This is a genomic window from Pseudomonas sessilinigenes (assembly GCF_003850565.1).
Lineage (GTDB): Bacteria > Pseudomonadota > Gammaproteobacteria > Pseudomonadales > Pseudomonadaceae > Aquipseudomonas > Aquipseudomonas sessilinigenes.
Genome location: NZ_CP027706.1, coordinates 3,276,015 through 3,299,199, shown reverse-complemented (window position 1 = coordinate 3,299,199; position 23,185 = coordinate 3,276,015). Strand labels below are relative to the sequence as shown.

Here is a 23,185-nt window from a genome sequence, read left to right as displayed (position 1 = left end):
CAATTGGGGGGGCTGATGATATCGCTGCCGGGCCGTCGGATCGATCAGCAACCGTCCAGGTAGTCCCGGGCACACTGCAGCAGAGCGTCGATCACCGCGGACTGCGCCGCCGAGCGTGTGGCCAGGCCCAGGGTCGCCCTCGGGCTGGCCAACGCCAGTGCGCGAAAGTTGAGCCCGGGGCGCGTCATTCTCTGCATGGATGCCGGCACGATCGCGATACCCATGCCCGCCGACACCAGATTGACCGCCGACGAGACCTGTGGCGCCTGCTGATGGATCTTCGGGTTGAATCCCCGGGCCCGACACTCGGTGACGATGTCGGCGCTCAAGCCATAACCGGACTTGCGCGAATAGAGGATGAAGCGCTCGTCACGCAGGTCCTCCAGGCTCAGCTCCTGGCGCTCCAGCAGCTCGTGGCCATCAGGGAGCACCACCATGAGCGGCTCCTGGCTGAGCACCTGGAAGGCGATATCGCCGACTCCGGCAAAAGGCGGCCGGACAATGGCAGCGTCGATCTCCCTGAGCAGCAGGCGGTTGACCAGGGTTTCACTATTACCCTCGACCAGGTTGATCTGCACATGCCGGTAGCGTTGCTGGTAGCGGCTGAGCAACGAAGTCATCCCCTCATTGAACGAGGCCGACTCGGTAAAGCCCAGCGTCAGGGTGCCGATCTCGCCCCGCGCGGCCCGTAGCGCCCTGCCCTTGGCTTCGTCGGCGCGGGCCAGGATATCCCGGGCGCACTCCAGGAACACCTTGCCAGCATCGCTCAGGACTATCCCGCGGCCTTGGCGATGGAACAAGGGCGTGCCGATCTCTTCTTCCAAGGCACGTATCTGCTGGCCCAGCGGTGGCTGGGCGATGTGCAGTGCCTGTGCAGCCTTGGTGAGGCTCTGTGCCTGGGCTGTGGCCACGAAATAACGCAGGTGCCGGAGTTCCATGAAATGTAAAAGGTTCCAATAGTGAATAAATAGAATATTAGACATAGCCATTAGCCAAGTCCAAGCTCGCCTCATCCATTGAACAAGACAGTTCGACCTTGGGAGGCCCCATGAAAAGCACGAAGAAACTGCGTGACCTGCTAGCCCTTGGCGAATGCCTGGTCGCTCCGGGTGCCTATGACGGGCTTACGGCCCGGTTGGTGGAGTTGGCCGGGTTCTCGGCGGTCTATGCCAGTGGCGGCGCCATTGCCCGTTCCGCAGCCCTGCCGGACATCGGCCTGCTGAGTTTCAGTGAAGTCCTGGAGCGCGTCGAAAAGATCGTCGACGGCTGCGCCCTGCCGGTGATCGCCGATGCCGACACTGGGTTCGGTGGCACCGCCAATGTCGCCAGGACCGTAAGGGCCTTCGAACGCGCGGGCGTGGCGGCGTTGCACCTTGAAGACCAGTCGTTTCCCAAGCGCTGTGGGCACCTGGACGACAAATCCCTGATCGACAGCGCGCAGATGTGCAGCAAGATCCGTGTGGCTCGCCAGGCCCTGGACGATCCGGACCTCTTGCTGATCGCCCGTACCGATGCCATTGCCGTGGAAGGGTTCGAAGCGGCACTGGAGCGCGCGCAGCGCTATATCGACGCCGGTGCGGACATGATCTTCGTCGAGGCGCCCGAGACCGTCGAGCAGATCCGGCAGATCGCCGCACGCATCCCCGGCCCCAAGCTGATCAACATGTTCCATGGCGGCAAGACGCCCATGATGCCGGCCGCGGAGCTGGCAGCACTGGGCTATCAGCTCATCATCATTCCTTCCGACCTGCAGCGCGCAGCGATCCATGCGACGCAGCAGGTGCTGGCGCAGATCCGCAGCACCGGCGACAGCTCGGCCCTGGCCAGCCGGCTCACCAGCTTCAAGGAACGCGAGGAGATTGTGCGCACCCGCCACTACCTGGAACTGGACCGCGGCTGACGCGGACGTCGGCCCAGCAACCTGTAGCGATCCCACTGGTAGGGTTGCAGGTCGAGGGCTGGCCGGCGTACGGCGATCAAGTCGCTGACGATCCGTGCCGAACCGCAGGCCATGGTCCAGCCCATGGCGCCATGGCCACAATTGAGCAGCAGGTTGCGGACCGGACTGGTGCCAAGGAACGGCAGGTTGTCCGGGGTCATCGGGCGCTGCCCGACCCACTTCTGCGGCGCCAGGGCCTCGATATCCGGGCAAACCTGGGCGGCGAAGCGTTGCAGTGCGGCAAAGCGCTTGGCCACCGTCGAATCGCTGGGAATCCCCACATCGGCGAAACCAGTGAAACGCAGTGTGTCGTCAAACGCGGCCCAGGCCACCTTGTGCGCAATCGATACCGCCCCCACGCTCGGTCGCGCTTGGCCACCTTGCCGATAGGAAATCGAATAGCCGGTGACGGGATGGATCGGCAGGTGCAAGCCGATGGGCGCCAATAACCTACGCGAAGCCAGGCCGGCGCTGACGACAATCGCATCGCCGCGCCTCTCGCCGTGGTTGGTGTGCACGGCCCTGGCGACGCCATGGCTAATGTCGAACCCCAACACCTTCTCGGCAAAACGCACTACCGCGCCCTGCGCCACGGCCTGCTCGAGTGCCGCCGCGGTATAGCGCGCCGCATCCCCGGTGCCGTCTCCCGGACAATAGACACCCTTGGCGAAGGTCACCCGCGCACTGCGCAACAACGGCTCGCGTTCCAGTAGCATGGCGGCATCCAGTTCGCGGAACGACTCTCCTGCCTCTTGCAGCAAGCTGGCGTCCTGGGGACCGGGCTCCTGCCCCTGGCCGTACAGATAAAGAATGCCGTCCTGTCGACCGCCGTAGCTTTTGGGTAGGACTAGGTTCGCACTGAACTGCAAGTCACGAGAGTAACCGGCCAGGGCCAAAGCAGCCCTGGAATTGGCCAGCCAGCGTTCAGGCCTCGCCTCGCGGGCGAACAGGGTCGCCCATCTTGCAAGGGCGCCGGTCCAGGGACCATGAATGCCAAAACCGTCGCCAAAGCCCAGGAGGGACTTCAACGCGACGCTCACCACACCCGGCTCGGCCCAACTAAAGCAGTGGCCGGGGGATACCAGGCCGGCATTGGCGAAGCTGGCACCGGTCGCGGGGGCTGGCGCGGCCTCGATGATCTCCACGCTATGGCCCTCGCCAATCAGCGCCAGTGCGGTGGCGGCCCCGGTGACACCGGCGCCTACAACGATGATATGCATGTCAGGTCCTTAGGCTTGGGCAGAGACGGCCCGCGCTTTCATGCCGCGGCAGTTCAAGACATAGAGGATCGAGATCGACAGCGTCCAGACGGCCCCGGCATACAGCGAAACCCGAGTCTCGGATTCGTAGCCCAGCATGAACACGACGAAGCCGACGAACAGCAGACAAGCAGCCGGCGCTACCCGGGACAACGGCAGGGGAAACTCGCAGACCCAGCCTTCGCGCTTGCCGCGCTTCTGGAACGCCAGGTAGGTCGCGGCGATCATGCCCCAGGTCGAGGCCACGTTGAATGCCAGCAGCGACATCATGTAGCCGAACGCCTGGTCGGGTACCACATAGTTGAGCACCACGCCAAAAGTCATGCAGGCCACGGTGGCGAAGACCGCACGCGCCGGGATGCCATTGGCCCGGACCTTCTGGAACAGGCGCGGCGCCTGCCCTTCGTCGGCCAGCTTCTTGAGGATGCGCGCACCGCTGAACAGGATGCAGTTGAAGCTGGACAACGCGGCGGTGATCACCACGAAATTGATGATGCCCGCCGCCTGGCGAATGCCCAGGCGCTCGAAGGTCGTGACGAACGGGCTACCTTGGGTACCGATCTGATTCCACGGATAGATCGCCAGGATCACTGCGATCGCCGCCACGTAGAACAGCAGGATGCGCCACACCACCGAGTTGATGGCTCGTGGAATGGTCTTGCGCGGATTGTCCGATTCGGCGGCGGCGATACCGATCATCTCCGCGCCGGCAAAAGCATAGGCGACGATGGGCAGCGCCACCAGCAAGCCGCTCGCGCCGTTGGGAAACCAGCCGCCGTGTTGCCATAGGTTCGACAGCCCCAGGGGCACGCCGTCGTTGCCCCAACCGAAGACGATCATCATGCAGCCACCGGCGACAAGGGCGAGGATGGTCGCGACCTTGATCAGGGCGAACCAGAACTCGACTTCACCGAAGGCCCGCACTGCCAGCAGATTCAGCGCACAGATCGAAGCGATCGAGGCGCCGACCCACAGCCACTGCGGCACCTCGGGGAACCAGGTCTTCATGTAGATGCCCACCGCCGTGGACTCCGCGACCCCAACCCCAACCATCAGGATCCAGTAGTTCCAACTGGAGAGGAACCCGGCATAAGGCCCCAGGTATTCATGGGCATAAGCGGCAAAGGAGCCGGATACCGGGTTGTGCACGGTCATTTCGCCCAGTGCCCGCATGATCAGATAGATGATCCCTCCGCTGAGGATGTAAGCCAGGAGGACCGAGGGGCCCGCGGACTTGATGGCCGAGGCCGAGCCCAGGAAGAGCCCTACGCCGATGGACATGCCCAGAGCCATGAACGATATCTGGCGCGAGCTCAGGAGTTTGTTTGCCATTTTGTTGGTTAGCCTAATTGTTATTGGTCATTAGCTGTTGGCTGCCCGCAGCGCCGTCTGCTCGACTTGCGCCCTGCGGCTGCCTGCACGCCCGGTCCTTGGCTGCCCTGCTTTCCTTTTTGCCATGCCAGGGGCAACGGCCCTGGCATGGCCAGCACCGTAGCCTCGGATCAATGTCTTTCTAAATTTGCGTATACGCCAATTGAATGAGACTACCTCTGGATGTTTTTTGCAAACATTTTTGCGTATAAGAAAATTCATGCACGTATTCCATGCACTCGTGGGGCCTGGATCACGTAAAGGAAGAAGTGGGCGCAGCGCACTGGAATGGCGCAGCAAACAGCGGGCGCCGGACGGGCCCGCTCAGGCGTCAATGCCCCGGCAGGTCGTGCCCTTGCCGGGCAAGCAGGATCTGGTCGCTTTCGGCGGTGATCACCCCGATGACCTTGGCCAACTGCTTGCTGACACAGATGTAGGCATGGCCGATGCGACTGTCGAAGTACAGCGAGTCGCCCTTGTCCAGGGCCGCTACTTCGCCGGTTTCGAAATGCACCTCGATCCGGCCTGAAATCACATAGACGAACTCTACGCCGGCATGCCGGGAGAAATCCTCGGGGCTGTTGATCCGGCGCGCATGGATGGTGCCCAACACCGGGTTGATGGGCTTGCCCTTGGCGGCAGTGGCGAGGAACTCGTAGGTAAAGGACAGGCCACGATAGGCGACCCCCTCTCCAGAACGGGTAATGACCGGCCCCTGTTCGGCCGGTGGCTGCTCGTAGTCATGGGAGAACAAGGTGCCCATGTCCAACTGCAGGGCCTGGGCCAATGCGGCGACATTCTCATAACCCAAGGCCAACTGCCCGCGCTCGGCCCGAGAGATGGTGGTAATCGAGACATTGGAGCGCTCGGCGACCTGGGCCAGGGTCCAGCCACGCTGCTTGCGAGCCGTGCGCAAGCGTATGCCAAGCATCTCGGGGTTCAGCATGTGCGGAGCTACTGGAGCTCGGGAGGTCTTGTTCTTCACGGCGTCTCCTTTGAAGGCCGGCATTCTAGCACCTATCTCTCGTCCGGGCCGGAGCTTCGCGAAAACGCAAAGGCCGATGACTCAAGCATCGGCCAGGCACTGGATAACTATGAATTTATTTCTCTTTATGCAAATAGTCATGCGTCTTTTCGAAGGTCGCCGGTGCCAGCGGCGATAGCCTTCAGCAAGGCCACGACCTGCATGGCCGTGGCCCTGGCCGACTGTGGGTTTTGCCCCGTCACCAGGCGGCCATCGCTCACGACCTTCGAGGTGAACGGCAGCCAGCCTTTCTCATAGTGCGCTCCCCGGCGGCGCATCTGCTCCTCGACGTTGTAGGGCACTTTGCCCGCCACCCCCGCCAGTACCTCCTCGATCCAGGCATATCCGGTCAGCCGGCGTCCCTCGACCAGCAAGCGCCCATCGCTCAAGCGAGTATTGAGTAATCCGCAATAGCCATGGCACACCGACGACACCACCCCGCCCTGCTCGAAGATCTCGCGAGTCAGGCGCTGCAAGCCCGCGGAGTCGGGGAAATCCCACATCACGCCATGACCACCGGTGAAATAGATCGCAGCGAAATCCGCTGCTGCCAGCTCGTCCGGGTGTGCGGTACTGGCCAGGCGCGCCATGCTCGCCGGGTCTGCCAACCAGGACTTGGCCGTGCTGTCCAAAAGCGGCCACTTGAGTGCCCGGGGTTCCAAAGGGGATGCCCCACCCGCCGGGCTTACCAGGCACTGCTCGTACCCCCTGGCAGCAAATACCTGCCAGGCATGGGTCAACTCTCCCAGCCACAGGCCGGTTGGTTGGTCGGGATCGGCGTAGTGAGCGACATTGGTCACCACATGCAATATGCGCGGGGTCATTTGGGAGGTGCTCCGGGTGCATGGCTCATCCGCTGAGCGACAGTGATACCCCACACGTTAGCCCAGCCTGGGCGCCTGGGACGGCCCTTGTGCCCTGCCTGGCCATCAACGCCTGTACGGTGGACAGATGGGCGCTTGACATTAAGGTTAAGTTGAACGTTAGGGTTTGTTCACGCCCCACCAGGCGTACCCGAGCATGGCGCCGCAGCGCGATACCGGGTCACAAGCATCGAGCGCGATGCCATTCTTTCTGGAGAACCCAACGTGAAACTCGGAACTGTCGCTGCAATGGCTGGTGCCCTCCTGGCCCCTTTGGCACATCCCGCCCTGGCCGGCTCACCAGACGCTCCCGTCCCCGCCGGTACTACAACGATCGACATTGCCGGCCACTCGGTGCCGGTCCTCAAGGGCGGCCTGTACGAGCGCTATCGCTCCAACCCGCCGCTGTCGGTGATCGAGGCCGAGGCGCCAGGGCTCGACTTGAGCTGGTTCAAGCAACTGCCCAAGACCCGGGTAGACATGGGGTTCGAGTCGTACTCGCCGAACTTCTACTACAAGAACAGCCGGATCACCGCGGTCTACACCGCAGACCTTGCGCGGCTGCGCGAGTTGATGCCGGCCCAGGTACTGGAACAGGTGCAGCCGCTGCAGGTATGGCCTGGACGCGGCCTGGTGGCCTTCACGGCCTATACCTACGACTACTGCGACAACGACAGCTACAACGAGGTGGCGCTATCGATCATCACCAACAAGCCGGGGCAATCCAACCTTGGCCCGCTGACCCTGGTCGGCCAGGCCATATCGAAGGACTTCTGGGGCTATGTCCTCAAGTTGCCGGTCAATACCGAGCTGGCCAGGGTCCGGGGTGTCGTGGGCTACAACCTGCCCAAGTGGCTGACCGACATCAGCCGTCGCGAGGAAGGCGCCAGCCTCTCCTACGACATCATCGATAGCCAGACCGGCAACGTGGACGTGATCTTCAAGGCGAAAAAACTCGATGACCTCTCCCACGACGTGGGCATGGTGACCAACAGCTTCACCAACCTGGACCATAACGGCCAGCTGACCTACGGCTATGCCACGTCCCGGCAGACCCGCCACGCCTCCAGCTCCAGTGCCGATGCTGCACGCCTGATACTCGGTGACGGCAGCCTGTCGACCTACATCCGCTCATTGCAGTTGGGCAAGCTGGTGAAGTACGAGTACGTCCCTGAATTCCAGAGCGCGCTCTATGCACCCAAGCCCCTGGCCAGCCTGAAAGACGTTCACTGAGGTCATGCCGATCGCGGCCGGTCGGGGAATCTCGGCGCAGGAAGCGGGGTCATGACCCCGCTTCCTGCCGGCGAATGAACCTGGCCGGCACGGGCGAGCGGCTCACTCGATCCGCAGCGTTCCCGATCCTGGCAGGCGGGTCACCAGCTCAGCCCCCAAGAGCTTCGCCGGGGTATAGGCGCCGGCACTGGGCCGCGCCTGCAGCAGATGCTCCACCACCGCCAGGGCGCCGGTAATGGTCAGGCTGTACACATTGGCGGTATGCAGGCGAGCCACCTTGCGTTCGCCTCGGGCATTGCGTGCTTCTCCCCAGACGAAGGTGCCCTGGTCGGCGCGCTTGGTATCGTCCGGGCCGACCACGGTCTTGCTGATGCGCGCCTTGAGCCACTTCTGTACCCAAGCCAGGCCGAGCAAGGGACGCACCAGGTTAGCCAGCCTGGCGCCACGGACCATGCCGGCAGAACCCGGGATAAAGACTTCGATGTTGGCAATGCCAGTGGTGTGATAAGCGGTGGAGACATCGCCCCAGGGAATGGTCATGGCGAGTTTCTCTCCGGCGCCGAAATCGATGCGCCGCACCTGATAGGCCAGCGGCACCGAGACGATCTTGCCATCGCGCCGTACCTTGCCGCCTTGCGCCAACCCCTCCACCGATGTCTTGGCGGTCCCCGGGGAAAAACTCGAGCGCGAGTCGAACCCCAAGGCCAGGTACGTGGCATCGGGCAGTGCTGCCTTGAGCGCAGCGGCCACGCAATCGGTAGGAATCACATCGAAACCCACGCCCGGGCAGATCACCACGCCGGCTTCCCGGGCCCGCAGGTTCAGGGCTTGGGCCTGTTCGAAGACGGCAATCTCCCCTGTGATGTCCAGATAATGCGCCCTGGCCTCAAGGCAAGCCTGCATCATCGGCGCCGCCGTTGCGGAGAATGGCCCGGCGCAATGCAGGACCAGGGCTTGCCCCTGGAGCTCCGTGGCCAGTTGTGCGGCATCATCGAGGCCGAATATCTGCATCGCCAGCCCCAGTTCACGAGCCAGTGGCTCGACCTTGGCACGGCTGCGGCCGGCAAGCACGGGGCGCAATCCGCGCTTGACCGCCTCCCTGGCAATCAGTTCGCCGGTGTAGCCATAGGCGCCATAGATCATCCATGACGTGGGTTCGGGGCTGGCGTGCTCGTTCATGATGCTGCTCCTGACAGGGTGGTGAGGCGGCATTGGCGCCCTCCTCGATCAGTCACCGACGCTAACGTTGAAGCCTGGTTCAAGGTCAAGGTGCAATTGCCAGCGCCGCCTCCTGCGTGGCCAGCTCATCAAGGTAGGCCTCGACTTCGGCGGCCAGCCAGCTGGAGAAGGCCGCTTGCTTGGCCTTCGAATGCTCGCGATCGGGCAGCACCTGCCAGTAAGGATAGGGATAAGGCGCCGTGACCTGGCCCAACTGCACCAGCTCTCCACGCTGGATGGCGTCATGCACCAGGCTGCGGCGCTCCAGTGCGATACCCTGGCCGAGGCGCACCGCCTGCAGCACCAGGTTCGAATCATTGCTGCACAGCCCGGTCCGCGGGATATCGACGTCCAGCCCTGCGGCCTGGCACCAGGGCTGCCATGACTCCATGCTGAAGACGATCCTGCTGTCGATGATCTCTTGCGCCGTTCTGGGCAGGACCCCGTCGTTGAACCGGGGCGATGCGACCACCAGCGTTTCATCGTGGAACAGCACCTGCTGCTCCAGCCCTTCCCAATCACCCTTGCCCATGCGGATGGCGAGGTCCACGGACTCCCGGTTCAGGTTCGATACCGCCAGTCCTGCCTGCAGGCGCACATTGATATGAGGATGCAATTGCTGGAAGCGCGGCAAACGCGGCAACAGCCAGTTCAGCCCGAACGATGGCAACACGGCGACCACCAGCTCGGTGGACCTAGGCTGGGTCTTGATCATTCGGGTCGCTTCGTCGATGCCGCCCAGTGCCTCGCGGATCTGCAAGGCATACAGGCGCCCGTCTTCGCTGACCCGCACACCACGCCCTTCGCGAACGAACAAGGTCACGCCAAGCAACTCCTCCAGGACCTTGATCTGCTGGCTGATGGCCGAGTGGGTGACGTGCAGTTCCCTGGAGGCGGCGGTGACGCTGCCTAGCCTGGCAACGGCTTCGAAACTGCGCAGGCAGGAAATCGGCGGGATGCTCGACATGTAAGCTCTACTTACCATTGATGAAGGGAAATACCGATATTCTAGTCGGCCAAATTCTCCTAACGTAAGAAACAGTGAAGCTGTGGCCTGAAATGTGACACAGCGCGCCATACAAACCAGGGAGAGTGACGAATGAAACTGATTGGCATGCTGGATTCGCCTTATGTCCGGCGGGTGGCTATTTCATTGGAGCTGTACGGCGTGGCGTTCGAGCATGAGCCGTTGTCGGTGTTCAGCACCTTCGAAGCTTTTTCCAGGATCAACCCGGCGGTGAAGGCCCCCAGCCTGGTGCTCGACGACGGTAGCGTGCTGATGGATTCGACACTGATCCTCGACTACTTCGAAGCCACCAGCCCTGCCTCCGGCAAGCTGCTGCCCCAACAACCCCAGGCCTTGGCCAAGGCCCTGCGTACCTTGGGCCTGGCATTGGCGGCTTGCGAGAAAACCGTCCAGATCGTCTATGAACACAACCTTCGGCCAGCCGAAAAACTGCATCAGCCCTGGCTCGAGCGTGTCACCCGGCAACTGCTGGCCGCCTGCACCGAGCTGGAACAACAGCTTCTGGCCGAGCGGGCTCAAGAGCCACGCCTCGACCAGGCCGCCATCACCAGCGCAGTGGCCTGGTCCTTCATGCAGTTGATGCTCCCGGATGTGGTCAAGGCCGATGACTTCCCAAGCTTGGGAGCCCATGCCGAGCGGCTGGAATGCAGCGACCTGTTCAAGCGTTATCCCATCGCCTGAATCGTCGGCGCGGATCGAGCCAGCCTGACCGCGCCGCCCTGCCTATTCCCGGCCATGGGAGCCATCACCATGTACACCCTGTATTTCGCGCCGACGGCCAATGGCCACAAGATCCTGATCATGCTGGAAGCGCTGGACGTTGCTTATCGAATCCAGCGCTTGGACCTCGCCTTGGGCGACCAGCATCGGGCGGACTTCGCACGCTTGACGCCCCATGCAAAGATTCCGTTGCTTGTCGACCACGCACAAGCCTTGGTCCTCCCGGAGTCAGGCGCCATCCTGCAGTACCTGGCGGAGACTCACTCGCGCTTTCTGCCAGCGGTGGGTACGCAACGTTATGCGGTATTGCACTGGCTGGCCTGGCAGATCAGCAGCCTGGGCCCCATGGCCGGGCAGCATTATCATTTCCTCCAGCTCGATGCCCAGGCCCACCATTACGCCCGCGACCGTTACTTGAAGCAGACCGCCGCCTTGTTCGATACGCTGGAAAACGCCCTGCAGGACCAGGATTTCATCTGCCACGACTATTCCATTGCTGACATGGCCATCTATCCCTGGCTACGCATCCACGCCCAACTGAATGTGGATATCGACGACCTGCCCAATATCACCGCCTACCTGCAGCGCCTGGCTGCGCGGGAGGAAGTCATCAGCGCCTATGCCAAGGGCGCGCAAGCCTGAGCCGCCGTTTTCCCGAGCGTTGCGAGGGTGCTCGCCGCCAAGTGATGTTTCTCGCCATCATCGCCACTAAATCATTACAGTGACGCCAGATGCCCTAAGCGAGTGCGAGGCCCGAGATGATGACTGGCAACCACCGAGGCTCAACCAATGGCATGGACCACCTGCAGTTCGGGCGCGTATCGGTGTTCCTGGGCGAGCGCAACGGCAAATACCCGGACGGCAACCAGGTGCTGATCAAGGGCACGGACACCCTGGCAGCCCTGGATACCCCGATCAGCTCCAACAGCATCGGCCCCCTGTTCGACGCGACCGAACTGGTCGTCCTGGGCCATGCCCATGAAGACCACATGGCCGGCCTGCATCGGCTTCCCGATGCGCAAGTCCATGTGCACCAGGCAGACTTGCCGGCAGCGCGCAGTTGGGAAGGAATGGCCGCGGCCTTCGGCCTCAGCGAGGCTTGTGCCATCCAGCAGATGCTCAAGCGCTTGCAGGATGAATTCTTCTATGCCCCACGCCCCGATGCCCTGGGTTATGAGGACGGTGCATCCTGGGACCTGGGAGGCTCCAGCATCCATGCCGTTCACCTGCCCGGCCATACGGCAGGCCACACCGTGCTGCTGGTGGAGCCGGAAGGCGTGGCCTTCATTGGTGACATCGACTTGAGCAGCTTCGGCCCCTATTACGGCGATGCCAGTTCGAACCTGGTGGATTTTCGACGCAGCCTCCAGCGCCTGCCGCAGATTCCCGCCAGGACCTGGGTGACTTCCCACCATCGCGGTGTCTACACCGACCGCCAGCGCTTCCTGGAGGATCTGCAGGCATTCACCGCCAAGATCGACGAGCGAGAGAGGCGCCTGTTGGGTTGGTTGCAGGAGCGACCCTTGAACCTGGCCCAGATGGTCGAGAAACGCCTGCTGTACCCGACAGGCTTTACCGGGACCTGGGTGACTGCTGCCGAGGCTCGGACCCTCTTGCAACACCTGGACGAGTTGCAGCACGGCGGCCAGGTCCAGCGCGACGACCAGGGGTTCTATCACCTCGGCTAATGCCCCACTACAGGCCGCGCAACCAGGGTCTGTAGCAGCGCTGACCCGGTTTGCCCAGAGGGTTACCAGCAGGTGCTTTAGGACAGATTTTTCTATGCTGGTGCCTTGTTCATCCGGCCTCCAGTGGAATTCATTCCTTGCTTTGCGACCTGATCAGCGCCATAGGCGACGGCTGGATGATCGCCAAGCCCATCGAGCCAAACAGTTCTCCGGTGCCCGCAACAGGCGTTGCTCGATGCCCTGTTGCCCCTGGTCAAGCCCCTTCCGAGCGGGAAATAGAAGAGTCGCACCGTGAATATCCAGCGTGAACCGGATAGGGCTTCAGGACGCGATCGCGACGGTGATACCCATCCACGCCATGGCCAGGATCTGGATGAAAAAGAACACGAAACGCAAGGTGGCGATCGTATCGCTCTGCGGCACACAGATATGCACCAGGCTCTGGGCGATCCGCGCAGCAAGCAGTACCAGGGCCAGGCTGTCCAGGGTGCCGCTATCGACCTGCGAGGCATTGATGGCCACGACAATCGCCGCGTAGACCGGCAGGTTCTCGATGCAGTTCCTGTGGGCCCCCATGGCTCGCTGGTACCACTCGCTCCCCTGGGGCTTGCCTGGCTGCCATTGGCTCACTGTCGCGCGTCCCGTGAGGATTCTCGACCAGCGATAAACGCCAACGGTGCTGAACAGGATGAATAATGTCCAACCGGCAAATGCCAGCAGGACCCATGTTGGGGTATTCACTGTGTACCTTCCTGATTGAGGGATAATATGCGGCGCGGAGCCGATTGCACTTTCAGCGGCGAAAGCCCGAATCATAATATTAGATTATTCTAATTTAGCAATTACTAATTTAACTGGACGACCGACATCCCATCCCCATGACTTCTGAACATTTCGACGATGACCAACGCTTCCTCGCCCAAGGTGCACAAAAGGCCGCCAGCCTGCTGCGTGCGATCAGCAACGAATACCGCTTGCAGGTGCTGTGCCTGTTGATCGAGCAAGGGGAAATTACCGTCGGCGGATTGCTGCAGCGCATCTCGCTGAGCCAGTCGGCGCTGTCGCAGCACCTGGCGAAAATGCGTGAGGAAGGCTTGGTGGCGTTCCGCCGCGAATCACAAACCTTGTATTACCGCATCGACAATCCGGACGTGGAGAAGATCATCGCCACGCTCAAGAGCATCTACCGTCCGTGAGTCCCAACCGCAGCAGCTACACCCGAACTCGCATGAGCCGTTCAAACAGCGGTGCTCGGAGCTGATCCTCGCGCCCGGCAAAGTAACGTCGCTCCAACTCGCCCGGATCGATGGACCGGACCTCGGCAAACCCCAAATCCAGAAGCCGCTGCTGCAGTCGCTCCGGCTCGAACCGAGTCATCCAGGGCTCGCCCCTGGCGGCGGCCAGTTGCGAAAAGAACTGCACGGCCTGTGCATCGACGCCATCAAGGTCGGTATCGGCGACGATGAAGCTGAACACCATGCGACTGCCCCTCGCGAAGGCCTGTATATCCAGCAAAGTCCTGGTGATAGCCGCTAACTGAAGGTACTGGGTAACCCCCAACCAGGAGAGGAAGGTGGGCACTTGCGGGTCGAAACCACAGGTTGCAAGCCCTTGGGACAACTTGGTGGCTTCAAAATCGAGCGGGCAGAAATGGACGTTCTGTCCAATCTCTATGCCTGCGCCACGCAAATAATCCTGCTTGCGCGCCTGGGAGGCCGGGTGGTCAACCTCGATGATCCTGACCTGGCGCGCCCATTCGGGTTGCCGATAGGCGAACGTGTCCAGGCCTGCCCCAAGCAGGATGTACTGCCCTGCCCCGGCCCTGACTGCTTCATACAGCTCATCCTCGGCGAACCGACTGCGCATGATGAACAGGGAACGGGCCAGGCACTGGATCGGGGAACGGAAATCATCGGCGCACGCCAGGAGTTCTTCCGCCCGTGACCCTTCCACCAAGCCCACTGCTACAGGATCGTCGATCACCCGGGGCGGCGGATCCAGCACCTGGTGCGCCGCCCGGGAAATCGAGGTGTAGACGGCTGTCCAACTGGCCGCTGCGTTGTCCATGCAAGTCTCCTGTCGGGCTGTATCCGATGAGTGAGGGGGAACGCCGCTAGCCCAATTGACCGCGTACGTAGTGCGCAATGGCCTGCACCGTGGGATGGTTCCAAATCAACGTTGGCGGTATGTCGATTCGATAGCGCTTCTTCAGACGAATGCGCAGCGCCACCGTGATCAATGAATCCATGCCCTTCTCCACCAACGATCGCCGGGGAGAGATGTCAGTGGGTGCACAGCGCAGCTCCGCAGCGATCAATGCCTGGATATCGTCGATCAGCCACTGGGTAAGCTGTTCGCTGGGGACTTGGGCCCACGGATCGCTTGTGATCTGTTGCGCAGCATTGTTCTCCTGGATATCCAGCAGATTGCTCAGTAGCGGAAGTGGCGGGCCTGACTCCTGGCCTCGGTGCAGGCGAAACACCGCAACGTAAGGCGCCTGGCTGGCAGAGGCGGCCTGCCAGGCTGCCAGGGCGTTGGCTACGCTGAGCAAGTCCAGGCCATTGGCTCGAGCCTCCTGGAGTGTCGCGGCAATATTGCGTGACATGCCCAGTCGATCCCAGGCCATCCAGGCGAGGCTCAAGGTCCGATGCCCATCGATTTGCCCGCGATATTTGGCAAAACCATCCATGAAACCATTGGCCGCGGCATAGGCTGCCTGCCCCGACAGCCGGGCAAGCTGGCCGCTGGATGAGAACAGCACCAGGAACTCCAAACTGCCCGGTGGGAACAGTTTCTCCAGTACCAGGGTTCCCTGCACCTTGGCTTTGAGCGTCTCCTGCAAGACCTTGCGCTCGAGTTGCTGGATCATCTGGCCGTTGAAAACACCGGCGGCATGAACGATGCCGCGTATGGGTGGCAAGCCCAGTGCCGAACCGGACAGTGCTTGTGCCACCGCCTCTTCATCGGCGATATCCAGGGCCAGCGACATCACCGTGACGCCCTGCAGTTCCAGGGTTTGAACACGGTCGATCGCAGAACGCAACGATGGCGCTTGTACCAAAGGCCAGTGTTCGCGGGCCGGCAAGGCCTGTCGGCCGATCAACAGCAGCCGTCGAGCGCCGAGGTTGACCAGATGCTGAGCAGCCTCCAGTCCCAGTGCTCCCAAGCCTCCGGTGATGGCATAGGTGGCATCGGCGGAACACTGCATGGCCTGTTCCAGGCTGGCCTTCTGCACCGGTGCTTCCTTCAGGCGCAAGACCGCTACTGCATCGGCCTCGATGGCGATAACATCTTCAGCCCCCCGCCCCAGTGCATCGAGCAAGTGGCTGAATGTGCTGTCGAGATCCAAGGCTCCGGGATCGATGTCAATCAGCCCCGACCAGAGCTCCGGATGTTCACCGGCCACGATCCTGGAAGCACCCCACAGTGCCGACTGCCCCAGCGTGGCACGTTCGTCCATGGCCCTGACACCAAAGGTCACGCATGCCATACCCAAGGCTGGCAGCCTGTCAGCTTGCCGGGCGGCCACCTGAGCACTGTGCAGCAAGCGCCAGACATTGCGCTCGACGCTCGTCGCCAAGTCCTCGCCATCCTGGGGTGGCATTCCCAGGACAACCAGGATCGTGGCTTGCTCATCCAGGATGATCTCATCCAGGTCCTGGACCAACCGGTGTGCGATCGCGGCCCGGTCCAGTCCAGCCGAGACACGGCAAGAAAGTGAGTTGTGATCGCCAATCAGCACCAACTGCGGCGCAGCAACCTCTCGGCGCGGAAGCAGGCATGGCTCCCATTCCTCGATGAACACCGTGGGTTCATTGAGCGAGGCCAGTTCCTCCTGGCGATCGACCGTCATGAACACCAGGCCCTCGATCCGTGCGGCGACGTCTCCTTGTTCGTCAACGATGACCAGGTTCGTGATGTAGCCCTCCGTGACAGACTCTTGATGCACCAGATCGGCAAACAGAGTGAACCCTTGCGGGGCGTCATGCCTGGCACAAATCCTGGCAATGGCCGCAGGCATGCGCAGCACTGCGTCGTCCGGTAGTAACAAGGGTATGACGGTCAACGCTGCGTCCAGGGCCACCGCCCAGCTGGCCGGCTGATCGTGGCTGGCCCCTGCCTCGATCAATGCCACGATTTTCCCGGCACCACGGTGCATGGTACGGATCGACCAGGAAAATCCGTATCCGCCGATTCCCCGGTTTCGGTAAAGCGGCTCGACTGTCGCCCAATCCAGATGCTCGGGACACTGGGCCAACCATTCTCGGTACCCGGGCGCAATACCGTGGCGCTGTTCAGCCCGCTCCAGGGTCGCTGTGGTGTGGGTCACCCAATCCAGCTCGCGCTCCTGCTGGGTCGGTGCAGAGCCGTCATCCAGCCGGCTCGACAGCCTGATCTCCTTGCCTTGCCTGACGATCTGGACATCCCGCGAGCCTTCCACTGCCACCGGGGTACGCAAGACCACGTTGTTCAATGAAGGCAGGCACGCATTGACGACGCCGGCTTGCATGAAGGTATTCAGGAGAACGGCGGCAGGCAGAATCTCCACGTCACAGATGGGGTGGCTACCGGGGTACGGACGCGAATCGAAGTCCAGTCGTGTACGCCAGACATCGCTCACCGGTGCGCTGTGTATCCGCTCATGACTACCCAACAGCGAATGTTGCAACGCATCGTGTCCTTTGCCGATGCTGCTACGCACCGGCTGGGCACGAGTCCAGTACCGGCGGTGATTCCAGCCCATGCCCGGTACATCGAGCAGCACACCCTGCGGGTACTGCCGCTCCCAAGCTACGCTGGTCCCCTGGCCATGCAGCCGAGCCAGGCTGCCGAGGATTTCCCGCCGCTCCGCACGGCCTTCCCTCAGGGTTGGACAGATCAGTACCTCTTCGTCGCCTCGCAAGTCAGCCGTCTCCCTGAGCGAGTGGGAGACGATGGGTTTGCTCGACACCTCGAGAAAACGCGTGTAGCCATCCTCCAGTGCTGCCGTCACCGCCTGTTCGAACAAGACCGGGTCGCGCGAATTCGCCGCCCAGAAAGCTGCGTCGCGCACCGCCTCGGCACGCGAGTCGAGCAACGTCGAGTTGTACATTGGCAAACGTGGGGGCTGGCAACGCAGTTCACTGGCCGCCTGGCGGATGTCCGCAACGACCCGATCGATATGCGGGCTATGAAATGCTACATCGGTTGCCACCCGACGCGGCACGATGCCGGCCTCGGCCCATTCGCCGGCAATGCGCTCGACTTCCATGGCATCGCCGGAAATCACCGTGGAAGAAGGGCTGGCAGCAATCGCTGCCACAACCTTCACGGATGCCGCCAGGCGCTCCTTGGCTTGTGCAAACGGCAAGTCCACCAGCAACATCGCGCCCTGGCCGGACAAGCGCTGGTAGATGGCTGCCCGACGACAGGCAAAACGTGCTGCCGATTGCTTGTCCAGAGCACCGGCCACCACAGACGCTGCTATCTCTCCGATGGAGTATCCAATCACCGCCTGGGGTTCGACTCCCTTGCTCCGCCACAGCGCCGCCAATGCCACCTGTATCGCAAAGGTCATGGCCTGGGTACGTTCGATCGAGCTGAAGTCTCCCTGTTCCAGGGCTTGCCGAGGCGAATAACCCAGCTCGTCGATAAAGATCGCGGCCAATGCATCGAGCTCCGCGGCAAATATCGGCTCACTCTCCAAAAGCTCCCTGCACATGCCATTCCACTGGGCACCATGGCCTGAGAAGACAAACACCGGGCCCAGCCCCTCGGCCTGGTTTCCCGGGCCCGGGTACCATCGCTCGGAGTCCGAGCCCTGTGCAGCAGCGCGCAGGGTCTCGATCAGTTCAGGGCGCGTGGCAGCAACGACAGTGCCTCGATGCTGCAGATGGTCCCGCCGCCGGCTGAGGCTATACCCCACATCCTCGAGGGCTACCTCGGGGTGTGCTTGCAGCCAATCTGCAAGACGCGCTGCATTGTGCTTGAGGCTCTCCTGGGAATGGCCAGACAGCGGGAACAGCAGGTCCCCGGGGCAAACGGCCGTGGATGAGGCTTGGCTCGCTGTCGGTGGCGCTTCGACAATTACGTGAGCAATCGTGCCCCCCACCCCGAAGCAAGAGACACCGGCCCTCCTAGGGCCCTGGCTCACAGGCCAGTCCTGCAACCGGGAGACGATCTGGAGCCCTGAATCTTCCCAGTCGATTTCACCGGTCAAAGTGTCGTACAGGCTCCGGGGTATCTGGCCATGGTCCAGTGCTAGCACGGTCTTGATCAGGCCAGCCATGCCAGCCCCCGCTTCCAGATGACCGATATTCGGCTTGACCGAGCCGACCAGGCAGCGGTTTTCCGGACGGCGGCCAGCACCGAAGACCCGGGCAATGGCCGTCAGTTCGGCTTTGTCACCCAAGCGGGTACCAGTGCCATGGGCCTCGACATACTGGACCGACTCGCAAGCGATACCGGCCTGTCGATAGACTTGGCGGAGCATCAGTTCCTGAGCCTCGCCATTGGGCGCCATCATCCCGGCAGTGCGCCCGTCCTGGAAGACACCGGAGCCGCGAATGAGCGCCAATACCCGGTCCTGATCGCGCACAGCATCGCTGTATCGCTTGAGAATCAACACCCCGGCCCCTTCTCCACGCCCATAGCCATTGGCGGCGTTATCGAAGGATTTGCAATGGCCGTCTGCAGCCGTCGCCCCCATTGCGTCCAATGCCAGGGTCATGCCGGGAAAGGACATCAGGTTAATCCCGGCGACCACGGCCAGGGGCGTGGACTGGTCCAATAGACTCTGACAAGCCAGGTGAACAGCGGTCAACGATCCGGCGCAGGCGGTATCTACCACCAAGCTGGGACCGTGCAGATCGAATAGGTAGGAAACACGGTTGGCAATACCAAAGAGCATCCCGCCATTGAGGGCCCAGGGCTCGATATGACACAGATCGGAGAACATCCGATGGCCGTAGTCGAAAGAATTCCCTGCGGCGAACACTCCGGTTTCGCTCCCCCTGATCGTGCTCGGACGGATGCCTGAGTGTTCAAGCGCCTCCCAGGTGAGTTCCAGAATCATCCGCTGCTGTGGGTCCAGGGACTCGGCCTCACGGGGGGAAATACCAAAGAACTCGGGGTCGAAACGATCGATGTGCTCCATGAAACAGCCCAGACGCGTGGCTTTTCTCAAGGTTGCCGCCACTTGCGGACTGCTCGATTCATAGTCGTCCCAGCGGCCATTGGGAATCTCACGCACCGCACATCGTTCCTGTACCAGGAACTCCCAATAGTGCTCGAGACTGGAAAGTTGCGGGGCAAGTCGACAACTCATGCCAATGATTGCAATTGGCTCATGATTTACCGTGTTGTCCGGACCAACTGTAGAGCACTTGTTATCTTCCATGAAGTACCTCGCCAAACATCCATATCATTAGTCGGGCCTAGTAGTCCTCCTTGTCTCCAGCAAGGAATTACGAGCACGTGCAAGTGCCTGGGATATCCCACGAAAGAACACCTACTCACTCTGGAGACCGCTAGAAAGAGACCTTCAAGGCGAGCCAAACGCTAGCAGAGAACCCATGCAATACAAGGCTTCGTAGAATCCAGAAAGTTCAACTTATACCTTTTCAAGATTGCCTATATTTCAATTCCATCGAACGATGACGCTCCATATATTATTTTGAAAATTCAGGCAGGCATCATTAAAGCGAAAGGCATCAAAGCCGCCACCGCTGAGAATTTCACCCGAGACTTACTTAATTGCTGGCTATATAAAAAATTCAGACTTTTATGACCGGCGGTAATGTTGATCAAGCGCCCATGGCGAAGCGACTGCGATAGCTTCCCGGGCTGATGCCCATGCGCTCACGGAACAGGCGCGAGAATGAACTGACATCTAGGTAACCCACCTGGATGGCGATCTGGTCGATGTTCTGATCCCCCAGTTCCAGAAGCGCCCGGGCCGCATCGAGCCTGAGGTTTTGCAGATAATTCAGCGGTGTCATCTCCAATGCTGACTTGAAACGCCGGACCAGGGTCTTTTCACTCACGCACAAGGCCTTGGCCAGCTGCGTCATGCGGATTTCATGCTGCATGTTGCCTTGCAGCCAATGCTGCGCCTGGCTGACCAGCGAATCGCCATGCTCGCGCTCCACCAGCAGTGGCAAAAAAGCGGTCTGGGTGTTCTGGCTGACATCGATCAGCATGGTCCTGGCCGTTTGCGTGCTGATCGCCCGACCGGAGAAACGTTCGATCATCCGGATGGCCTGCAACAGGTAGGAAGCCTGGGCGCCCGCGCACACCAGTCGGTCGGCTTCGGTGAGGATCGGTCGCAGTTGCAGGTCCACCCGCGGGAAGCGCTCGCGGAACTGGCGCTCCAGCCACCAGGTGGTAGTGGCCATGCGCAGGTCCAGCAACTGGCTTTGGGCGAGCAGGAAGGTTCCGGTGCAGTTCGCGGCGATCCAGGCACCGGCTTGCCACTGTTGCACGAGCCAGGTGCAGGCTGCGCGCTCACGTTCCAGAAGCTGGTCGAATGCGCGGCTCCCGGCGTAGTGGATGCTGGGAATGAACACCAGGTCGAAGCGTTCCCTGGGCTTGATCTTCTGTGTCTGGATAGCCAGGCCATTACTGGTGGTGACCAAGCCTCCGCACAGCGACACGAAGCGCCACTGATAGCCGTGCGCGCTGCTCCCCTGACGCTGCAGGTGCGAGTTGGCAACCTGCAGGATGTCTGCGAAGCCGGTGGCACTGGATGCGTAGCAGCCATCGAAGGCCAGGATTGCAGCACAAGGCATGGAGTGTCCGATCTCGCATAGAAATTGTCTTTATAGACAATATACAGGGTCAGGCAGCCTGCCTAGAGTGGCGCGATTGCGGTTCTTCTCAACGATTGGATAGCGCTATGCCTCAAGAGACTCAGGAAATCGTGGTAGCAGGTGCGGCAAGAACGGCCATCGGCAGTTTTGGTGGCGCCTTGCGTGATCAGTCCGCTTGTGACCTGGCCACCCTGGTGGTCAAGGAAGCCATCGCTCGTGCCGGGGTGTCGCCGGCACAGGTGGGGCAAATCGTGTTGGGCAACGTGCTGCATACCGAGCCACGGGACATGTATGTGTCACGCGTTGCCGGCCTGCAAGCGGGCATGGACCAGGCTTCGACCGCTCTGACCCTCAACCGCCTGTGTGGGTCCGGGCTGCAGGCCATCGTGACGGCGGCCAACGCCATTCGCCTGGGTGAATGCGAGATTGCCATCGGCGGTGGGGTCGAGACCATGAGCCGCTCGCTTTATGCATTGCCAGCCGCGCGTTGGGGCGCGCGCATGGGCGATAGCCAACTGATCGACATGATGACCGGCGCGCTCACCGACCCCTTCGGCGCAGGCTCCATGGGCGTCACGGCGGAAAACGTCGCAGGCCTGTATGACATCACCCGCCAGCAGCAAGATGCATTTGCCCTGCAAAGCCAGCGCAAGGCCAACGCCGCCATCGCCGCCGGGCACTTCCGCTCGCAGATCGTGCCGGTACACATCAGCTCGCGCAAAGGTACGGTGGTGTTCGATACCGATGAGCACCCGAAAACCGACGCCAGCCTGGAGTCCCTGGCCGCATTGCGCCCGGCGTTTCGCAAGGAAGGCTCGGTGACTGCCGGCAACTCCTCGGGCATCAATGACGGTGCGGCCGCCTGTGTGCTGATGACCGCCGCCGCAGCCCAACGCCACGATGTCCAACCCCTGGCGCGGATGCTCGGCTATGCCGTTTCCGGCGTCGATCCTGCCGTGATGGGGACCGGCCCGATCCCGGCGGTGCGGCAAGTGCTGCAGCGCACCGGGTTGAGCCTGGACAGCTTCGATGTGATCGAGTCCAACGAGGCCTTCGCCGCACAGGCACTGGGCGTTTGCCAGGGCCTGGGGTTGGACCCTGCGCGCACCAACCCCAATGGCGGCGCCATTGCCCTGGGCCATCCCCTGGGCGCCAGCGGTACCATCCTGGCGGTGAAATGCATCTATGAGCTGCAGCGCATCCAGGGACGTTACGGCCTGGTCACCATGTGCATCGGTGGTGGCCAGGGCATCGCCGTGGTCTTCGAGCGAATCTGAACCGCGCCCCGTGCAGCGAAGGGCGGCCCTGCCCTTCGCTGACTCCTCGCCGGCAAGCAGATAGCACCATCACGCCAGGAGCGCTTGTCACAGGAAACATCCATCTAGACTCAAATGAATCAACAAAGGCTCAATTGTGAATTACAATGCTCGGATGCAAGCAAAAGTAATTTTCTGTTAAAGCCCTTCCCGATCTGTCTGGAAATGAATGATCCCATGGCCCCTGATGATGAACGCCTTCTCAAGTTGCTGACCACCGCGATAGTCAACCACCCCCGTGCGACCATGAAGGATCTTGCCGTGCTGGCCGGCGTCAGCAAGGCGACGCTGAACCGCCACTACGGCACTCGAGCGAACCTGGAGTACCAGCTCGAGGCGCACGCCAAGGGCGTGTTGGCACAGATCACCCGCACCGCCGAGCTGCACAGCGCCGAGCCATTGCACGCCCTGCAGTACCTGATCAAGGAGCATCTCACCCACCGTGACATGCTGGCCTTGCTGCTATTCGAGAACCGCCCGAAGACTCCCCCCCTGGAAAACGAAGAGTCCTATGCCAAGGACCTGGATGCATTTTTCCTGCGGGGGCAGCACCTGGGAGTGTTCCGCATCGACATCAGCGCCGCCGCCTTTACCGAGCTGTTCATCAATCTGGTCTACGGCATGGTCGACGCCGAACGCCGCGGGCGCGCAGCCAGTTCCAGGTCGGCCAGCACCCTGGTGCAGATATTCCTCCACGGCAGCGTCGCCTCGGCCGCCAGCAACCTGCCGGAATGAAAA

At 61.8% G+C, this 23,185-nt stretch carries 19 protein-coding genes; 8 read left to right on the top strand and 11 right to left on the bottom strand.

What is annotated here, in order from left to right:
- Positions 1–44 precede the first annotated feature (44 nt).
- On the bottom strand, positions 45–938 hold the full coding sequence (locus C4K39_RS15190; protein ID WP_068576885.1) for a LysR family transcriptional regulator: 894 nt from the start codon (positions 936–938) through the stop codon (positions 45–47).
- Between the two features lie 110 nt (positions 939–1,048).
- Here C4K39_RS15190 and C4K39_RS15185 point away from each other — a divergent pair, with 110 nt between their 5' ends.
- Positions 1,049–1,900, top strand: a complete 852-nt coding sequence (locus tag C4K39_RS15185) for an isocitrate lyase/PEP mutase family protein (RefSeq protein ID WP_068576882.1) — start codon at positions 1,049–1,051, stop codon at positions 1,898–1,900.
- On the opposite strand, the gene C4K39_RS15180 is transcribed toward C4K39_RS15185, so the two are convergent.
- The 4 genes from C4K39_RS15180 to C4K39_RS15165 all read right to left on the bottom strand — a co-directional run bounded on the left by C4K39_RS15180 (position 1,876) and on the right by C4K39_RS15165 (position 6,417).
- Entirely contained in the window at positions 1,876–3,159 is a 1,284-nt protein-coding gene (locus C4K39_RS15180; RefSeq protein ID WP_124346846.1) for an FAD-dependent oxidoreductase, read from the bottom strand. The two genes, C4K39_RS15185 and C4K39_RS15180, sit on opposite strands and share 25 nt — an antisense overlap.
- 9 nt (positions 3,160–3,168) lie before the next feature.
- A complete protein-coding gene (locus C4K39_RS15175) occupies positions 3,169–4,530 on the bottom strand; it encodes an amino acid permease (RefSeq protein ID WP_124346845.1) in 1,362 nt (453 codons plus the stop codon).
- Between the two features lie 370 nt (positions 4,531–4,900).
- Entirely contained in the window at positions 4,901–5,554 is a 654-nt protein-coding gene (locus C4K39_RS15170; protein ID WP_217884140.1) for a helix-turn-helix domain-containing protein, read from the bottom strand.
- Between the two features lie 137 nt (positions 5,555–5,691).
- Positions 5,692–6,417, bottom strand: a complete 726-nt coding sequence (locus C4K39_RS15165) for a type 1 glutamine amidotransferase domain-containing protein (protein ID WP_068576881.1) — start codon at positions 6,415–6,417, stop codon at positions 5,692–5,694.
- A gap of 288 nt (positions 6,418–6,705) precedes the next feature.
- On the opposite strand from C4K39_RS15165, the gene C4K39_RS15160 reads away from it, so the two are divergent.
- Positions 6,706–7,689, top strand: a complete 984-nt coding sequence (locus C4K39_RS15160) for an acetoacetate decarboxylase (ADC) (RefSeq protein ID WP_124348357.1) — start codon at positions 6,706–6,708, stop codon at positions 7,687–7,689.
- 102 nt (positions 7,690–7,791) lie between these two features.
- On the opposite strand, the gene C4K39_RS15155 is transcribed toward C4K39_RS15160, so the two are convergent.
- Both C4K39_RS15155 and C4K39_RS15150 read right to left on the bottom strand, forming a co-directional pair.
- On the bottom strand, positions 7,792–8,868 hold the full coding sequence (locus C4K39_RS15155) for a saccharopine dehydrogenase family protein (protein ID WP_124346843.1): 1,077 nt from the start codon (positions 8,866–8,868) through the stop codon (positions 7,792–7,794).
- 85 nt (positions 8,869–8,953) lie between these two features.
- Positions 8,954–9,874, bottom strand: coding sequence for a LysR substrate-binding domain-containing protein (locus C4K39_RS15150; RefSeq protein WP_068576875.1), 921 nt, complete (start codon positions 9,872–9,874; stop codon positions 8,954–8,956).
- Between the two features lie 132 nt (positions 9,875–10,006).
- Here C4K39_RS15150 and C4K39_RS15145 point away from each other — a divergent pair, with 132 nt between their 5' ends.
- The 3 genes from C4K39_RS15145 (at position 10,007) to C4K39_RS15135 (ending at position 12,342) form a co-directional block, all read left to right on the top strand.
- Entirely contained in the window at positions 10,007–10,615 is a 609-nt protein-coding gene (locus tag C4K39_RS15145; RefSeq protein WP_068576873.1) for a glutathione S-transferase, read from the top strand.
- Between the two features lie 69 nt (positions 10,616–10,684).
- The gene (locus C4K39_RS15140; protein ID WP_124346842.1) at positions 10,685–11,296 is read left to right on the top strand and encodes a glutathione S-transferase family protein; all 612 of its coding nucleotides are present in this window, start codon (positions 10,685–10,687) and stop codon (positions 11,294–11,296) included.
- A gap of 116 nt (positions 11,297–11,412) precedes the next feature.
- Positions 11,413–12,342 (top strand): MBL fold metallo-hydrolase, encoded by a 930-nt coding sequence (locus tag C4K39_RS15135; RefSeq protein WP_124346841.1) that lies wholly within the window; start codon positions 11,413–11,415, stop codon positions 12,340–12,342.
- 321 nt (positions 12,343–12,663) lie between these two features.
- On the opposite strand, the gene C4K39_RS15130 is transcribed toward C4K39_RS15135, so the two are convergent.
- Positions 12,664–13,083 carry an MAPEG family protein gene (locus C4K39_RS15130; RefSeq protein WP_124346840.1) on the bottom strand — a complete coding sequence of 140 codons (420 nt, stop codon included), beginning with the start codon at positions 13,081–13,083 and terminating at the stop codon, positions 12,664–12,666.
- A 137-nt stretch (positions 13,084–13,220) separates the two neighbouring features.
- Between C4K39_RS15130 and C4K39_RS15125 the strand changes: the two genes are divergently transcribed.
- The gene (locus C4K39_RS15125) at positions 13,221–13,538 is read left to right on the top strand and encodes an ArsR/SmtB family transcription factor (RefSeq protein ID WP_068576864.1); all 318 of its coding nucleotides are present in this window, start codon (positions 13,221–13,223) and stop codon (positions 13,536–13,538) included.
- A gap of 16 nt (positions 13,539–13,554) precedes the next feature.
- On the opposite strand, the gene C4K39_RS15120 is transcribed toward C4K39_RS15125, so the two are convergent.
- The 3 genes from C4K39_RS15120 to C4K39_RS15110 all read right to left on the bottom strand — a co-directional run bounded on the left by C4K39_RS15120 (position 13,555) and on the right by C4K39_RS15110 (position 21,110).
- Positions 13,555–14,409: a class I SAM-dependent methyltransferase gene (locus tag C4K39_RS15120; RefSeq protein ID WP_124346839.1), complete on the bottom strand. Its 855-nt coding sequence runs from the start codon at positions 14,407–14,409 to the stop codon at positions 13,555–13,557.
- Positions 14,410–14,455: 46 nt separating this feature from the next.
- A complete protein-coding gene (locus tag C4K39_RS15115) occupies positions 14,456–19,720 on the bottom strand; it encodes a type I polyketide synthase (protein ID WP_124346838.1) in 5,265 nt (1,754 codons plus the stop codon).
- A 406-nt stretch (positions 19,721–20,126) separates the two neighbouring features.
- Positions 20,127–21,110 (bottom strand): GlxA family transcriptional regulator, encoded by a 984-nt coding sequence (locus C4K39_RS15110; protein WP_124346837.1) that lies wholly within the window; start codon positions 21,108–21,110, stop codon positions 20,127–20,129.
- A 107-nt stretch (positions 21,111–21,217) separates the two neighbouring features.
- Between C4K39_RS15110 and C4K39_RS15105 the strand changes: the two genes are divergently transcribed.
- Both C4K39_RS15105 and C4K39_RS15100 read left to right on the top strand, forming a co-directional pair.
- Entirely contained in the window at positions 21,218–22,408 is a 1,191-nt protein-coding gene (locus C4K39_RS15105) for an acetyl-CoA C-acyltransferase family protein (RefSeq protein WP_124346836.1), read from the top strand.
- A gap of 216 nt (positions 22,409–22,624) precedes the next feature.
- Positions 22,625–23,182, top strand: coding sequence for a TetR/AcrR family transcriptional regulator (locus C4K39_RS15100; protein WP_068576857.1), 558 nt, complete (start codon positions 22,625–22,627; stop codon positions 23,180–23,182).
- Positions 23,183–23,185: the final 3 nt, after the last annotated feature.

Bases quoted from the DNA above. Each gene is read 5' to 3' on its own strand.
- C4K39_RS15180 (WP_124346846.1), bottom strand. From the start codon at position 3,159: ATGCATATCATCGTTGTAGGCGCCGGTGTCACCGGGGCCGCCACCGCA.
- C4K39_RS15135 (WP_124346841.1), top strand. From the start codon at position 11,413: ATGATGACTGGCAACCACCGAGGCTCAACCAATGGCATGGACCACCTG.
- C4K39_RS15165 (WP_068576881.1), bottom strand. From the start codon at position 6,417: ATGACCCCGCGCATATTGCATGTGGTGACCAATGTCGCTCACTACGCC.
- C4K39_RS15175 (WP_124346845.1), bottom strand. From the start codon at position 4,530: ATGGCAAACAAACTCCTGAGCTCGCGCCAGATATCGTTCATGGCTCTG.
- C4K39_RS15120 (WP_124346839.1), bottom strand. From the start codon at position 14,409: ATGGACAACGCAGCGGCCAGTTGGACAGCCGTCTACACCTCGATTTCC.
- C4K39_RS15125 (WP_068576864.1), top strand. From the start codon at position 13,221: ATGACTTCTGAACATTTCGACGATGACCAACGCTTCCTCGCCCAAGGT.
- C4K39_RS15100 (WP_068576857.1), top strand. From the start codon at position 22,625: ATGGCCCCTGATGATGAACGCCTTCTCAAGTTGCTGACCACCGCGATA.
- C4K39_RS15150 (WP_068576875.1), bottom strand. From the start codon at position 9,874: ATGTCGAGCATCCCGCCGATTTCCTGCCTGCGCAGTTTCGAAGCCGTT.
- C4K39_RS15110 (WP_124346837.1), bottom strand. From the start codon at position 21,110: ATGCCTTGTGCTGCAATCCTGGCCTTCGATGGCTGCTACGCATCCAGT.
- C4K39_RS15115 (WP_124346838.1), bottom strand. From the start codon at position 19,720: ATGGAAGATAACAAGTGCTCTACAGTTGGTCCGGACAACACGGTAAAT.
- C4K39_RS15140 (WP_124346842.1), top strand. From the start codon at position 10,685: ATGTACACCCTGTATTTCGCGCCGACGGCCAATGGCCACAAGATCCTG.
- C4K39_RS15190 (WP_068576885.1), bottom strand. From the start codon at position 938: ATGGAACTCCGGCACCTGCGTTATTTCGTGGCCACAGCCCAGGCACAG.
- C4K39_RS15185 (WP_068576882.1), top strand. From the start codon at position 1,049: ATGAAAAGCACGAAGAAACTGCGTGACCTGCTAGCCCTTGGCGAATGC.
- C4K39_RS15160 (WP_124348357.1), top strand. From the start codon at position 6,706: ATGGCTGGTGCCCTCCTGGCCCCTTTGGCACATCCCGCCCTGGCCGGC.
- C4K39_RS15145 (WP_068576873.1), top strand. From the start codon at position 10,007: ATGAAACTGATTGGCATGCTGGATTCGCCTTATGTCCGGCGGGTGGCT.
- C4K39_RS15105 (WP_124346836.1), top strand. From the start codon at position 21,218: ATGCCTCAAGAGACTCAGGAAATCGTGGTAGCAGGTGCGGCAAGAACG.
- C4K39_RS15155 (WP_124346843.1), bottom strand. From the start codon at position 8,868: ATGAACGAGCACGCCAGCCCCGAACCCACGTCATGGATGATCTATGGC.